Raw genomic sequence first — 14201 nt, forward strand, 5'->3', positions numbered from 1 at the left:
AGTTGCTACGAGAGGTCCGGGTCGTTGAGGATCAGGCTGCGATAGTGCCCGGGGTTGGAGCCGGACCATTTGCGAAACGCCTTGTAGAACGAGCTGGTGTCGGCAAACCCCAGGCGCCCGGCTATCTCGGCGAAACTCAGTTGCGGCTCCGCCAGCCAGACAATCGCCAGTTCCTTGCGCACGCTGTCCTTGAGGGCCTGGTAGCTCTGGCCCTCTTCCGCCAGGCGCCGGCGCAGGGTCGAGGCGGACATGCACAGGCTCTGGGCCAGGCTTTCACTCTCCGGCCACTGCTCACCCGGCAATTGCCGCAGTTGCTGCTTGATGCGGCTGGCCAAGCTTTCGGGATCGCGGTATTTCACCAGGATATTGGCCGGGGCATGGGCCAGAAAGCGCTTGAGTTCCGCCTCGCTGCGCTTGATGGGCAGGTCCAGGCAGTCGGCGGCGATGATCATCCGCGTGCGCGGTCGATCAAAGCGCAGGTTGTCGGAGAACATCACCCGGTAGTCGTCGCAGAAATCCGGCTGCGGGCAACGCAGTTCGATGGCCAGGATCGGAATCCGCCGACCCGCCAGCCAGCAGGCCACGCCGTGGACGATCATCCAGTAAGTGAAGTAGGTAAAGGCCCGCCGCGGCTCGTGCTCATCCTCCAGCAGGACGATTTCCGCCAGGCTCTGCTGGTGCACCAGTTGCGCCGGCAGGCGCTCGAACATCAGCGACAGAAAGCCCAGCACCGAGTCCAGCCCCGTGGCCAGGGTCGGCTGGGCCATGGCCGAGCGACAGAGAAAGGCCAGGCTGCCGGACTTCAGCTTGCGCGGGTCCATACCGAAGAACTCGTCATCCAGACGCCGAGCCAGCAGGCGCCAGAGCCGCGCATAGGCACTGGCCGGGACCCGTGCCCGGCTCTGCTGCAAGCCCGCCGGATCGATGCCGACCTTGTGCAGCACTTCATCGGTGGCCGCGCCCGGAGCGCAGCTTTGCAGCAGCGCCTCACGCACCAGTTGCATGGAGATGGTGTCTTTTTCGGACATCGTGGCCAAGGGTTTCCTGGATCGGGGTTTAGGACGGCCATCTTAGGCAGTGATCGGAAAAATGCCAGTGGGCTTTGGGCTAAGAGTCGCCTCCCGCCCACCTTGAAACCGATACGGATTCGCGGGCTCCGTAGCGGCTTGAACCCGGGGCAAGCCCTGCAAATCGAGACCCGGGCCCTGGCAGCGGCAGCAAAGCAGTGCAAAAAAGTATCAACTCCAGTGTCATGGATGATTTGTCAGCGCCGCGTTTGAGGGCTGTAATCAGCCCACATTCTTCCTCTCTGGCGGAAGACATAACAACAATAACCGTCCTTCTGTCGTCAGCACTGGCGCAGAAGAGGAGTGACCGATGAAACCTTGCACCCAAGCCCTGCTCCTCAGCACCTGCATGACCCTCAGCAGCGTCACCTTCGGCGCCCAGACCCTGACCATCGCCACCGTCAACAACAGCGACATGATCCGCATGCAACGGCTGTCGAAAACCTTCGAGAGCCAGCACCCGGACATCCAGCTGAACTGGGTGGTGCTGGAAGAAAACGTCCTGCGCCAGCGCCTGACCACCGACATCGCCACCCAGGGCGGCCAGTTCGACGTGCTCACCATCGGCATGTACGAAGCCGCACTCTGGGGCGCCAAGGGCTGGCTGCAACCGATCCAGGACCTGCCCGCCGCCTATGACCTGGACGATGTCTTCCCTTCGGTCCGTGAAGGGCTGTCGGTCAAGGGCACCCTCTACGCCCTGCCGTTCTATGCCGAAAGCTCCATGACCTACTACCGCACCGACCTGTTCCAGGCGGCCGGCCTGAGCATGCCGGAGCGGCCGACCTGGGAGCAGATTGGCGAATTCGCCGCCAAGCTCAACAAGCCCGAGCAGGAGCAATACGGCCTGTGCCTGCGGGGCAAGGCCGGCTGGGGCGAGAACATGGCCCTGATCACCACCTTGGCCAACAGCTACGGCGCACGCTGGTTCGATGAACAATGGCAGCCCGAGTTCAGCGGGCCAGAATGGAAGAACGCCCTGAGCTTCTATGTCGACAACATGAAGCAGTCCGGCCCGCCCGGGGCCTCCAGCAACGGTTTCAATGAAAACCTGGCGCTGTTCAACAGTGGCAAGTGCGCGATCTGGGTCGACGCCAGCGTGGCCGGCTCCTTTGTCACCGACCAGAGCCAGAGCAAGGTCGCCGAGCAGGTGGGCTTCACCTACGCGCCGCACCAGGTCACCGACAAGGGCAGCGCCTGGCTGTACTCCTGGTCCCTGGCGATCCCCGCCAGCTCCAAGGCCAAGGACGCCGCGAAGACCTTCACCACCTGGGCCACCTCCAAGGAATACGCAGCCCTGGTGGCCGAGAAGGACGGCATCGCCAATGTGCCGCCGGGCACCCGCGCCTCCACCTACAGCCAGGCCTACATGAGCGCCGCGCCGTTCGCTCGGATCACCCTGGAATCGCTGAAGGCCGTGGACCCGAGCAAACCGACCCTCAAGCCGGTGCCCTACATCGGCATCCAGCTGGTGACCATTCCCGAGTTCCAGGCCATCGGCACCCAGGTCGGCAAGCTGTTTTCCGCGGCGCTGATCGGCCAGACCACCGTGGACCAGGCCCTGGCAGCCGCGCAGCAGAGCACCGAGCGGGAAATGAAGCGCACCGGCTACCCGAAATAACCCGGCACGCCTTGTAGGAGCCGGCTGGCCGGCGAAGAGGCCCTTGAGTCTTGCGCAGTGTTCAAGGACGCCTTCGCTGGCAAGACAGCTCCTACGCGCAATCCGGCCATGCCAGCGCAGTGTCGCGCCCCCTCATACCCAACTGGTTGTGATCCTCATGAATACCTCGACTGCCAAGCTCCATCTGCCAGCGCAGGCGGCCCCCCGCAAGCGTCGCCTGGCCAGCCCCGGCTGGTTCCTGGTCAGCCCCTCGGTGGCGTTGTTGCTGCTGTGGATGATCGTGCCCCTGGGCATGACCCTGTACTTTTCGCTGATCCGCTACAACCTGCTGTACCCCGGTGAAAACCAGTTCGTGGGCCTGGAGAACTTCAGCTACTTCCTCAGCGACTCGGGCTTTGTGCCCGGGGCCACCAACACCCTGTTGCTGGTGGGCAGCGTGCTGCTGATCAGCGTGGTGCTCGGAGTGCTGATCAGTGCCCTGCTGGAGGCCAGCGAATTCCTCGGCCGGGGCATTGTCCGGGTCCTGCTGATCTCGCCGTTCTTCATCATGCCCACGGTGGGCGCGCTGATCTGGAAGAACCTGATTTTCCACCCGGTCTCGGGGATTCTGGCGGCGCTGTGGAAGCTGTTCGGCGCCCAGCCGGTGGACTGGCTGGCCCACTACCCGCTGCTGTCGATCATCATCATCGTCTCCTGGCAGTGGCTGCCGTTCGCCATCCTGATCCTGATGACCGCCATGCAGTCCCTGGACCAGGAACAGAAAGAGGCCGCGCGCCTGGACGGTGCCGGCCCCATCGCGATCTTCTGGCACCTGACCCTGCCCCACCTGGCGCGCCCCATCGCCGTGGTGGTGATGATCGAGACCATCTTCCTGCTCTCGGTGTTCGCCGAAATCTTCACCACCACCAACGGCGGCCCGGGCTACGCCTCGACCAACCTGGCCTACCTGATCTACAACCAGGCGCTGGTGCAGTTCGACGTGGGCATGGCTTCCGCCGGCGGCCTGATCGCCGTGGTCATCGCCAACATCGCCGCGATCATCCTGGTACGGATGATCGGCAAGAACCTGACTGACCAGAGCTGAGGTGCCCGCCATGACCCTGCAACAATCCCGACGCCTGCAAAGCCTGCTACTGGGCACCCTGGCCTGGGCCATCGCGATCCTGATCTTCTTCCCGATCTTCTGGATGGTGCTGACCAGCTTCAAGAGCGAGATCGACGCCTTTGCCACGCCGCCGCAGTTCATCTTCACGCCAACGCTTGAGAACTACCTGCACATCAACGAGCGCAGCAACTACCTGGCCTTCGCCTGGAACTCGGTGGTGATCTCCTTCAGCGCCACCGCTTTGTGCCTGCTGATCGCGGTGCCGGCCGCCTACTCCATGGCCTTCTACGAGACTCGCAACACCAAGCGCACCCTGCTGTGGATGCTCTCCACCAAGATGCTGCCGCCGGTGGGGGTGCTGATGCCCATCTACCTGCTGGCCAAGAGTTTCGGCCTGCTGGATACGCGCATCGCGCTGATCGTGATCTACACCCTGATCAACCTGCCGATCGTGGTGTGGATGGTTTACACCTACTTCAAGGACATCCCCCGGGACATTCTCGAAGCCGCCCGGCTGGACGGCGCCACCCTGGCCCAGGAGATGCTGCGGGTACTCATGCCCATTGCCAAGGGCGGCCTGGCCTCCACCGCGCTGTTGTCGCTGATCCTGTGCTGGAACGAAGCCTTCTGGTCGCTCAACCTGACCTCCTCCAACGCCGCCCCGCTGACCGCGCTGATCGCCTCCTACTCCAGCCCCGAAGGGCTGTTCTGGGCCAAGCTCTCGGCGGTTTCGACCCTGGCCTGCGCGCCGATCCTGATCTTCGGCTGGATCAGCCAGAAGCAACTGGTGCGCGGCCTGTCCTTTGGCGCGGTGAAGTAACCCTCGAATTCTGGAGACACCCCAATGGCTCACCTGAAAATCAACAACCTGCAAAAAGGCTTCGAAGGCTTCGAGATCATCAAGGGCATCGACCTTGAAGTGAACGACAAGGAATTCGTGGTCTTCGTCGGCCCCTCGGGCTGCGGCAAGTCCACCCTGTTGCGGCTGATCGCCGGGCTGGAGGAAGTCAGCGACGGCAGCATCGAGCTGGACGGGCGCGACATCACCCAAGTCAGCCCGGCCAAGCGCGACCTGGCCATGGTGTTCCAGACCTACGCCCTGTACCCGCACATGAGCGTGCGCAAGAACATGTCCTTCGCCCTGGACCTGGCCGGGGTCGACAAGGCCCAGGTGCAACAGAAGGTCGACGAGGCGGCGCGCATTCTCGAACTGGGGCCGATGCTCGAACGCAAGCCCAAGCAACTCTCCGGCGGCCAGCGCCAGCGCGTGGCCATCGGCCGGGCCATCGTGCGCAACCCGAAGATCTTCCTGTTCGACGAACCCCTGTCCAACCTCGATGCCGCGCTGCGGGTGCAGATGCGCCTGGAGCTGGCGCGCCTGCACCAGGAGCTGCAGGCCACCATGATCTACGTGACCCACGATCAGGTCGAAGCCATGACCCTGGCGGACAAGGTGGTGGTGCTCAACGGCGGCCGGGTGGAACAGGTGGGTTCGCCCCTGGAGCTCTATCACCGCCCGGCCAACCTGTTTGTCGCAGGCTTTCTCGGCACACCGAAGATGGGCTTTCTCAAGGGCAGCGTCAGCCAGGTGGACGGCCAGGGGTGCGAGGTGCAACTGCAGGCCGGAGCGCGCCTGCGCCTGAGCCAAAGCCATCCGCAGCTCAAGGTCGGCAGTCCGGTGACCCTGGGCATTCGCCCCGAACACCTGGAGCTGGGCGAGCCCGGCCCCGGCAGCCTGCCAGTCACCAGCGACGTGGCCGAGCGCCTGGGCAGCGACACCTTCTGTCATGTGCGCAGCACCTGCGGCGAGGCCCTGACCCTGCGCATCCGCGGTGATCTGGCCAGCCGCTGCGGCGAGCAACTGCACCTGCGCCTGAACCCCGAGCACTGCCACCTGTTCGATGCCCAAGGCGTCGCTGTTCCCCGTTCCCTGCGCGCCGCCGCCTGATGGCCGCCGCCCGATTACCGAGAGCCCTTGCATGAAACTCAATCGCTTCAACCTCAGCCAGCTCCCGCCCCAGGTGCAGGTGCCGGCCTACAGTGCCGCCGACACCCGCCAAGGCATCGTGCACATCGGCGTCGGCGGTTTTCACCGGGCGCACCAGGCCTACTACACCGACGCCCTGATGAACCAGGGCCTGGGCCTGGACTGGAGCATCTGCGGGGTCGGCCTGCGCGCCGAGGACCGCCGCGCCCGGGACGACCTGGCGGGCCAGGACTGCCTCTACACCCTGTTCGAACTGGGGGACGGTGACGACCACGAAGTGCGGGTGATCGGCTCCATCAGCCAGATGCTGCTGGCCGAAGACGGCCCCCAGACGCTGATCGACAAGCTGGCCAGCCCAGAGATCCGCATCGTCTCCCTGACCATCACCGAGGGCGGTTACTGCATCGATGACAGCAGCGGCGAGTTCATGCTCCACCTGCCGCAGATCCAGCACGACCTGGCCCACCCCCAGCAGCCACGCACGGTGTTCGGCTTCCTCTGTGCCGCCCTGGCCAAGCGTCGCGCCGCGGGCATTGCGGCTTTCACCCTGATGTCCTGCGATAACCTGCCCCACAACGGCGCCGTGACCCGCAAGGCACTGCTGGCGTTTGCCGCCCGGCGCGACGCCGACCTGCACGACTGGATCGCCAGCCAGGTGAGCTTTCCCAATGCCATGGTGGACCGCATCACCCCCATGACCAGCACCGCCCACCGCCTGCAACTGCACGACCAGCACGGCATCGACGATGCCTGGCCGGTGGTGTGCGAGCCCTTTGTGCAGTGGGTCCTGGAAGACCAGTTCGTCAACGGCCGCCCGGCCTGGGAACAGGTGGGCGTGCAGTTCACCGACGACGTCACGCCCTATGAAGAGATGAAGATCAAGCTGCTCAACGGCAGCCACCTGGCCCTGACCTACCTGGGCTTTCTCAAGGGCTACCGCTTCGTCCACGAAACCATGAACGACCCGCTGTTCGTCGCCTACATGCGCGCCTACATGGACCTGGACGTGACCCCGCAACTGGCGCCGGTGCCGGGCATCGACCTGGCGGCCTACAAGGACACGCTGGTCCAGCGCTTTTCCAACCAGGCCATCGCCGACCAGCTGGAGCGGGTGTGCAGCGACGGCTCGTCGAAATTTCCCAAGTTCACCGTGCCCACCCTCAACCGCCTGATCGCCGAGGGCCGCGATACCGAGCGGGCGGCCCTGGTGGTGGCCGCCTGGGCCCTGTACCTGCGGGGCGTGGACGAAAACGGCGTGCGCTACACGATTGCCGATCCACGGGCCGAGTTCTGCCAGGCCCTGGTGGCGGACGACACCCTGCTGACCCAGCGCCTGCTGGGAGTGGAGGAGATCTTCGGCCCGGCGATCCCCAGGTCCGCCGAGTTCGTCGACGCCTTTGAGCGCTGCTTCAACAGCCTGCGCGAGCAGGGCGTCAGCCGGACCCTGGAACGCCTGCTGGCCAAGCCAGCGCGTCCAGCGCGGAGCGCAGGATGAGCACAGCCGCGCTGTACCTGGGTCTAGATTGTGGCACCCAGGGCACCAAGGCCCTGATCCTCGACAGCCACAGCGGCGCCGTCCTGGGCCTGGGCGCCGCCCCCCACAGCCTGATCAGCGGCGCCAACGGCCGACGCGAGCAAGACCCCGGGCAATGGCTGCAAGCCTGCATCAGCGCCACCCACCAGGCGTTGCAGGCGGCCGGGGTCGATGGCCGGGACATTCTTGGCCTTGCGGTCTCCGGCCAGCAGCACGGCCTGGTGCTGCTGGATGACCAAGGCCAGGTGCTGCGTCCGGCAAAGCTCTGGTGCGACACCGAAACCGTGGCCGAGAACCAGCGCCTGCTGGATCACCTGGGGGGCGAACAAGGGTCTCTTGAGCGCCTGGGTATCGCCCTGGCGCCGGGGTACACCCTGTCGAAGCTGCTGTGGACCCGGGAACAGCACCCCGCCTTGTTCCAGCGCATCGCCCATATCCTGCTGCCCCACGATTACCTCAACTTCTGGCTGACCGGGCGCTGCTGCAGCGAATACGGCGACGCCTCCGGCACCGGTTACTTCAATGTCCGCCGGCGTGACTGGGACCGGGCCCTGCTGGCCCACATCGACCCCGAGGGCCGCCTGGAGCGTGCCTTGCCGGAACTGATCCAGGCCCAGCAGCCGGTGGGGCCGATACTGCCGCAGATGGCCGGGCTCCTGGGCATCAACCCCCAGGCCCTGGTGGCCAGCGGCGGTGGCGACAACATGCTCGGGGCCATCGGCACCGGCAATATCGAGCCCGGCATCATCACCCTGAGCCTGGGCTCTTCCGGCACCCTGTATGCCTATGCCGAGCAGCCGCTGGTCAGCCACGCGTCGGTGGCGTCCTTCTGCTCGTCCAGCGGTGGCTGGCTGCCGCTGATCTGCACCATGAACCTGACCAACGCCACCACCCTGGTGCGCCAACTGCTGGAGCTGGACCTGGACAGCTTCAACCGCTTGGCGGGCCAGGCGCCAATCGGCGCCGAAGGCTTGTGCCTGCTGCCGTTCTTCAATGGCGAGCGGGTCCCCGCCCTGCCCCAGGCCCGTGGCAGCCTGCTGGGCATGACCCTGGACAACCTGACCCAGGCCAACCTGTGCCGCGCGGTGCTGGAGGGCACCACCTTCGGCCTGCGCTACGGCCTCGACCTGTTGCGGGCCAATGGCTTGCAAAGCCAGAGCATCCGCCTGATCGGCGGCGGCTCGAAGAGTCCGCTATGGCGGCAGATGGTCGCCGATATCATGCACACCCCGGTGATCTGCACCCGTGAAGCCGAAGCCGCCGCCCTGGGTGCGGCGATCCAGGCGGCCTGGTGCCATGGACGGCAGACAGACCCGGCCTTTAGCCTGGCGCAACTCTGTGAACGCTGCGTAAGCCTCGACCTCGACAGCCAGACCTGGCCCCAGGCCGAACAGGTGAAAGCCTACGAGCCGGCGTATGCACGCTATCAACAGCATCTGGCAACCCTTTGAAGAGCGAATGACTATGTATCTGGTGTGTGGCGAAGCGCTGTTCGATTGTTTCAGCGTCGATGACGCAAGTACCCAAGCCAATAAAGTGCAGTTCCAGGCCATTGCCGGGGGCTCGCCCTTCAACGTGGCGCTGGGCCTGCGCCGAATGGGCATTGACGTGGCCCTGCTGGCCGGGCTGTCGCGGGATTACCTGGGCCAACGCCTGCAACGGGTACTGCAGGACGAAGGGGTCAACACCCGATACCTGCAGGAGTTCGACGCCCCCACCACCCTGGCCATGGTGGCGGTCGGCGCCGACGGCTCGCCCCACTACAGCTTCCGTGGTGAAGGCTGTGCCGATCGCCAGCTTCTGCAGGAGCACCTGCCGGAGCTGGAGCCGAGCGTGCGCGGCTTGCACATCGGCTCGTTTTCCCTGGTGGTGCAGCCGATTGCCGACACCCTGCTGGCCCTGGTGCTTCGTGAGCGAGGGCGGCGCCTGATCAGTCTCGATCCCAATGTGCGACTCAACCCGCAGCCGGATATCCAGCTGTGGCGCCAGCGTATCGGTGAACTGGTGCAGCATGCCGACCTGATCAAGGTCAGCGACGAGGACCTGGCCCAGCTGTATCCCGGGCAGGCGCCCGAGGAACTGATCCAGGGCTGGCTGCAAGAGCATGCGCAGTTGGTGTTCCTGACCCGGGGCAGCCAGGGAGCGACGGTGTTCAGTCGCGACCATGGCAGTTGGTCGGTAGCGGCGCAGACGGTGGTCGTGGCCGACACCGTGGGCGCCGGTGACACCTTCCAGGCGGCGTTGATCGCCTGGCTCACCGAACAGGGCCTGGACTCGCCTCAGGGCCTGGGGCAACTGACCCCTGCCCAGATCGACAGCCTGCTGCGATTTGCCGTCCAGGCCGCGGCGCTGACCTGCACCCGCACCGGCCCGGACCTGCCCTACCGCCATCAACTGCAACCGCTATAGAAACCGGCTTGCCGGCGAAGAGGCCCGTCAGCCTTGCGCCGATTCGGGCGACGCCTTCGCCGGCAAGCCAGTTCCTACAACATTCAGCGCCACCGTGGTGCTTTTCCTGGGCCTTGGTCAGAGCAACGAGAAGTTGTAGCTGACGATCAGGCGGGTCTCGTCCATGTCACGGGCGATCTTCTGGTAGTTGCTGCGGTAAGTGGCGTTACGCAGGCGCAGGCTCACGTCCTTGAAGGTGCCGCTCTGCACCACGTATTTGAGCTCGCTGTCGCGCTCCCACTCGCGACCTTCACGCAGGCTGCCCGGCACCTTGATGTGGTCACCGCTGACGTAACGGGTCAGGAAGCTCAAGCCATTGAGGCCGAGTGCCTTGAAGTCGTAGTCGTAGCGCAGTTGCCAGGAACGTTCCTGGATCGCGGCGAAGTCGTTGACCTGGACGTAGTTCACCAGGTACGGGTTGCTGCCATCCAGGTAGGGCATCGAGTTGTCGCCATACATGCGCTGCCAGCCGGCACTGAACACATGGCCGCCCAGGCTGTAGCCCAAGAGGGTGCTCAAGGCACGGTTATCGATGCTGCCGGCGCGCTCGGCGCCACTGTCGGCGCTCTTGAGCAGGCGCAAGTCGCCCTTCAATACCCCGGGCCCCAGCGGCTGGTTGGCCAACAGGCCGACAAAATGCTGGCGGTAGATGTCTTCCAGCTCGGCGTAGTGGTACTGGCCGGTCAGGCGCTCATTGAACTGGTAGTCCACGCCGTAGGTGTCGAAGTGGTCCGCGGTGGTGTTGCAGGCATAGCGCTTGTTCTTGCAGTGCACGCGAATGTCCTGGGCATCGGTGGAATCCCGGGCGGTGTAGCGGTTCAGGCGCGCAGCCGTCAGGGTCAGGCCCTTGACCTCCTTGGACGTGAGCACGGCACCGTTGAACATCGTCGGCAGCAGGCGTCCGTCGTTGTACTTGAGCAATGGCAGGTCCGGCAGTTGCGCACCGTATTTGAACACCGTCCGGGACATTCGCACCTTGGCGGTCAAGCCCAGCTTGGCGTACTGATCCGCAGAACCCCGTGGGTCGTGTCCGCTGGAAGGCAAGAGACCACTGTTGCTGCGGTCGGGGCTGGAATCCAGCTTGATGCCCAACATGCCCAAGGCATCCAGGCCAACACCCACGGTGCCTTCGGTGTAGCCCGATTGCAGGTTGAGGATGAAACCCTGGGCCGACTCTTCACGCTTGGAAGCCCCCTGATCAGTGCGGGTGTGACCGTCGCGAAAGTCCCGATTGAAGTAGACCGTACGTGACTCCAGCTTGGCGCTGCTGTCCTCGACAAAACCACCGGCCTGGGCCTGCGGGGCAAATCCTGCGCACAGGACGACAGCTCCGAGGCCCAGGAGTGGGCACGGATTGAGTAACGCAAAAGGGGGACGCATGAACGGGCTCCAGCAGAAAATCAGTGACGCGAGGTAAAGAAAGACCCAGGTGAAATCCATCCCACGAATCAAAAGTCGCAGGCTGAATTGATTGAATCAATGAAGGTCGGCAATGATGGCAGATGGCCCGCCCTGCCCCCAACCCGACTTTAGTCTGACTCCCCCAGTCGCCGCGACTGCACTCACTGCCCAAGCCGTCGAACAGCCATAACCAGCAGAAAAGCTGTCAATTTTGGCAAATTTCAGCACGATAAGACCGGTCAAAAAACCTGACTAAATAATCAGAAAACCACCTGACCAAGACAGCGCAGTAGTCAATAGTGGCGAAAAAGCATCATATTTTTTACGTTTTTATCTACCGTTCGTCGGTTTTATTATTCTTTCTGAACAACTGATCAAGTATTTGACGATTTCCATTATGACCATCATCAATCAATCTAACTTATTGTTTTAAAAGGATTTGTTATCAATAAAAGATTCACCGAAAACGCCAGCGTCATTTATGCATCACTGCAAAACGTCAATTAACCGTCTCAACCTTATGATAGTGTCAAAAAAAGAGCGTGATAGCGGCCATGTGCCACACGCCTTTTTCAGAAGGTGAGGCATGCCCTCACCCAACACTCATCATGGACGAGGTCGTTCCCTTGGAAGTCAGCGTTTTTGGTACTGGCTATGTTGGCCTGGTGCAAGCAGTTGCCCTCGCCGATGTCGGGCATAACGTGGTCTGTGTCGATATCGACAGCCATAAGATTGCCCAGCTGCAACGTTCCATTCCTCCGATTCACGAGCCGGGTCTGGCGACCCTGATCGAAGAGAATCAAAAGGCCGGCCGACTGCACTTCACCACCCAGGCCAGCGATGCAGTGGGCCATGGCCAGGTGATTTTCATCGCAGTCGGCACGCCCTCCAACGAAGACGGCTCGGCGGACCTGGACCATGTCCTGGCGGTGGCCCGCAACATTGCCAGTCTGATGCACAGCGACAAGACCCTGGTGATCAAATCCACCGTACCGGTGGGTACTGCTGACCTGGTGATCGAGACGGTCGCCGAACAACTGGCGGACCTGGGCAAGTCCCAACTGCGGGTGCACGTGGCCTCCAATCCGGAGTTTCTCAAGGAGGGCTCGGCGGTGGCCGACTGCATGCGTCCGGACCGGATCGTCGTCGGCTGTTCCCACGAACGGCCCCGCCAGCAGTTGAGCGAGCTGTACGCACCGTTCAACCACAACCATGACCGCCTGATGTTCATGGATAACCGCAGTGCCGAACTGGTCAAGTACGCCGCCAACGCGATGCTCGCCACTCGCATCAGCTTCATGAACGAGATGGCCAACCTGGCGGAGCGCCTGGGGGTGGACATCAATGCTGTGCGCAAAGGCATCGGCGCCGACCCGCGCATCGGCTACCACTTCATTTACCCCGGCGCCGGTTTCGGCGGCTCGTGCTTCCCCAAGGACCTGCGGGCGCTGATCCACACCGCGGAAAGCCACGGGCTGGAGCCGCACATGCTCAAGACCGTGCGTGACGTCAATGAACAGCAGCGCCATGTGCTGTTTCGCAAGCTCAAGGCGCACTTGGGGGACAACCTCAAGGGCAAGGTCATTGCGTTGTGGGGGCTGGCCTTCAAGCCCAACACCGATGACATGCGCGAAGCCACCAGCCGCTACCTGATGGAAGCGCTGTGGCAAGCCGGGGCCAAGGTCCATGCCTATGACCCGGAAGCCATGACCGAATGCCGACGGTTGTACGGCTACCGCGACGACCTGCAGCTGTGCGCAACCCGTGACGACACCCTGCAAGGCGCAGACGCCCTGGTGATCTGCACCGAGTGGAAAGCCTTTCGCGTGGTGGACTTCAAGCTGCTGCACGACACCCTCAACGATCGCCTGATCGTCGACGGCCGCAACCTGTACAACCCGCAACAGGCAGCGGACGCCGGCCTGCATTACCTGAGCATCGGCCTGCCCTACCGCGTACCGGAGGCGCTGCGCGCATGAATATCCTGATCACCGGGGCCGCCGGTTTCATCGGCGCCCATACCGCACTGCGCTTGCTCAAGGATGGGCATCAGGTCACCGGACTGGATAATTTCAACGACTACTACGACCCCCAGCTCAAGCGCGACCGGGTGCGCTGGGTCGAACAGCAAGTGGGACACTTCCCCCTGCAACGCCTGGACCTGGCGGACAGCGAGGGCCTGGAGCGGCTGTTCGCCGAAGTCCGGCCCCAGGTGGTGATCAACCTCGCCGCCCAGGCCGGGGTGCGCTACTCCCTGGAAAACCCCAAGGCCTACCTGGACAGCAACCTCTCAGGGTTCCTCAACCTGCTGGAAATGTGCCGGCGCTACCCGGTGGAGCACCTGATCTACGCCTCGTCCAGCTCGGTGTACGGGGCCAACCAGCAAACGCCGTACAAGGTCAGCGACAACGTCGACCACCCGCTGTCGCTGTACGCGGCGAGCAAGAAAGCCAACGAGCTGATGGCCCACAGTTACAGCCACCTGTTCGGGGTGCCGGCCACCGGCCTGCGCTTCTTCACCGTCTACGGTCCCTGGGGCCGGCCGGACATGTCGCCGATCCTGTTCGCCGACGCCATCAGCCAGGGCCGGCCGTTGAAGCTGTTCAACTACGGCCTGCACCAGCGCGACTTCACCTATGTCGACGACATCGTCGAGTCCCTGGTACGCCTGCTGGGCAAGCCGCCGGTGCGCGACCCGCTGTGGGACCGCGAACAACCGGACCCGTCCACCAGCATGGCGCCCTGGCGGCTGTTCAACATCGGCGGCCAGCGTCCGGTGGAACTCAAGGAGTACGTGGCAACCCTGGAAAAGCTCCTCGGACGCCAGGCCCAGGTGGATTACCTGCCCCTGCAGCCCGGTGACGTGCTCAACACCTGCGCCGACGTCAGTGCCCTGGAAAACCTCACCGGCTTCGGCCCCCAGGTGACCCTGGAAGAGGGCCTGAAGCACTTCGTCCAGTGGTACCTGAGCTACTACCCGGGCGGCGCGTCCTGAGCCCACGCCCCTGGGCGTTTTTACCCAACCTTTGCTATGGAAG

General features: G+C 63.8%; 11 protein-coding genes. 9 read left to right on the forward strand and 2 right to left on the reverse strand.

Annotated elements, in window-relative coordinates; genetic code table 11:
• Positions 1 to 5: 5 nt before the first annotated feature.
• On the reverse strand, positions 6 to 1028 hold the full coding sequence (locus WIN67_RS15770) for an AraC family transcriptional regulator (RefSeq protein ID WP_306393457.1): 1023 nt from the start codon (positions 1026 to 1028) through the stop codon (positions 6 to 8).
• A gap of 388 nt (positions 1029 to 1416) precedes the next feature.
• On the opposite strand from WIN67_RS15770, the gene WIN67_RS15775 reads away from it, so the two are divergent.
• The 7 genes from WIN67_RS15775 (at position 1417) to WIN67_RS15805 (ending at position 9723) form a co-directional block, all read left to right on the forward strand.
• Positions 1417 to 2688, forward strand: a complete 1272-nt coding sequence (locus WIN67_RS15775) for a sugar ABC transporter substrate-binding protein (RefSeq protein ID WP_339071717.1) — start codon at positions 1417 to 1419, stop codon at positions 2686 to 2688.
• Between the two features lie 157 nt (positions 2689 to 2845).
• A complete protein-coding gene (locus WIN67_RS15780) occupies positions 2846 to 3772 on the forward strand; it encodes a carbohydrate ABC transporter permease (RefSeq protein WP_102879291.1) in 927 nt (308 codons plus the stop codon).
• Positions 3773 to 3782: 10 nt separating this feature from the next.
• On the forward strand, positions 3783 to 4613 hold the full coding sequence (locus tag WIN67_RS15785) for a carbohydrate ABC transporter permease (protein WP_102863552.1): 831 nt from the start codon (positions 3783 to 3785) through the stop codon (positions 4611 to 4613).
• Between the two features lie 24 nt (positions 4614 to 4637).
• On the forward strand, positions 4638 to 5741 hold the full coding sequence (locus WIN67_RS15790) for a sn-glycerol-3-phosphate ABC transporter ATP-binding protein UgpC (RefSeq protein WP_339069159.1): 1104 nt from the start codon (positions 4638 to 4640) through the stop codon (positions 5739 to 5741).
• Positions 5742 to 5772: 31 nt separating this feature from the next.
• Positions 5773 to 7275, forward strand: coding sequence for a mannitol dehydrogenase family protein (locus WIN67_RS15795; RefSeq protein ID WP_339069161.1), 1503 nt, complete (start codon positions 5773 to 5775; stop codon positions 7273 to 7275).
• Complete coding sequence (gene xylB, locus WIN67_RS15800) at positions 7272 to 8765, forward strand: xylulokinase (RefSeq protein WP_110595738.1); 1494 nt, start codon at positions 7272 to 7274, stop codon at positions 8763 to 8765. The genes WIN67_RS15795 and xylB overlap by 4 nt, the downstream gene beginning before the upstream one ends.
• A 13-nt stretch (positions 8766 to 8778) precedes the next feature.
• On the forward strand, positions 8779 to 9723 hold the full coding sequence (locus tag WIN67_RS15805) for a carbohydrate kinase (protein ID WP_339071718.1): 945 nt from the start codon (positions 8779 to 8781) through the stop codon (positions 9721 to 9723).
• A 117-nt stretch (positions 9724 to 9840) separates the two neighbouring features.
• Here WIN67_RS15805 and WIN67_RS15810 read toward each other — a convergent pair whose 3' ends face one another.
• The gene (locus WIN67_RS15810) at positions 9841 to 11142 is read right to left on the reverse strand and encodes an OprD family porin (protein ID WP_339069164.1); all 1302 of its coding nucleotides are present in this window, start codon (positions 11140 to 11142) and stop codon (positions 9841 to 9843) included.
• A gap of 647 nt (positions 11143 to 11789) precedes the next feature.
• On the opposite strand from WIN67_RS15810, the gene WIN67_RS15815 reads away from it, so the two are divergent.
• Positions 11790 to 13142, forward strand: coding sequence for a UDP-glucose dehydrogenase family protein (locus tag WIN67_RS15815; RefSeq protein WP_110653237.1), 1353 nt, complete (start codon positions 11790 to 11792; stop codon positions 13140 to 13142).
• Entirely contained in the window at positions 13139 to 14158 is a 1020-nt protein-coding gene (locus WIN67_RS15820; RefSeq protein ID WP_339069168.1) for an NAD-dependent epimerase, read from the forward strand. The genes WIN67_RS15815 and WIN67_RS15820 overlap by 4 nt, the downstream gene beginning before the upstream one ends.
• Positions 14159 to 14201: the final 43 nt, after the last annotated feature.

Origin of the sequence: Pseudomonas idahonensis (genome assembly GCF_037903935.1) — a bacterium.
Lineage (GTDB): Bacteria > Pseudomonadota > Gammaproteobacteria > Pseudomonadales > Pseudomonadaceae > Aquipseudomonas > Aquipseudomonas danubii.